The sequence below is a fragment of the Micromonospora sp. ALFpr18c genome (genome assembly GCF_008868155.1).
In the GTDB taxonomy this organism is placed as follows: Bacteria; Actinomycetota; Actinomycetes; order Mycobacteriales; family Micromonosporaceae; genus Micromonospora.
On sequence record NZ_WBKR01000557.1, the window covers coordinates 1 to 253 of the forward strand.

Genomic DNA, 253 nt, shown 5'->3' on the forward strand with positions numbered 1-253 from the left:
CGTGCCGGCCCACGAGGCCAGGTGCTTCGCGGTCGGGAAGCGGGTCATGTCGGCGCCGGTCTCAGCGATGATCACATCGGCGGTGACGATGCCGACGCCGGGGATGGAGCGGATCAGGTCACGGAAGGGGCCTGTAGGGAGATCTGTGTAACGGAATATGTCGAATTTCCGTTAAGGCCGGTGGAGTCCGGCTAGCACAGATAGGACCGAGTGGATGAGTTATCCGATGGTGGGCCCGGGCGTGCGGGCTGAG

1 pseudogene is annotated in these 253 nt (G+C 64.0%); it reads right to left on the reverse strand.

Annotation, left to right across the window (positions count from 1 at the left end):
• Positions 1 to 123, reverse strand: a pseudogene (locus F8271_RS32010) (transposase); the annotation flags it as partial.
• Positions 124 to 253: the final 130 nt, after the last annotated feature.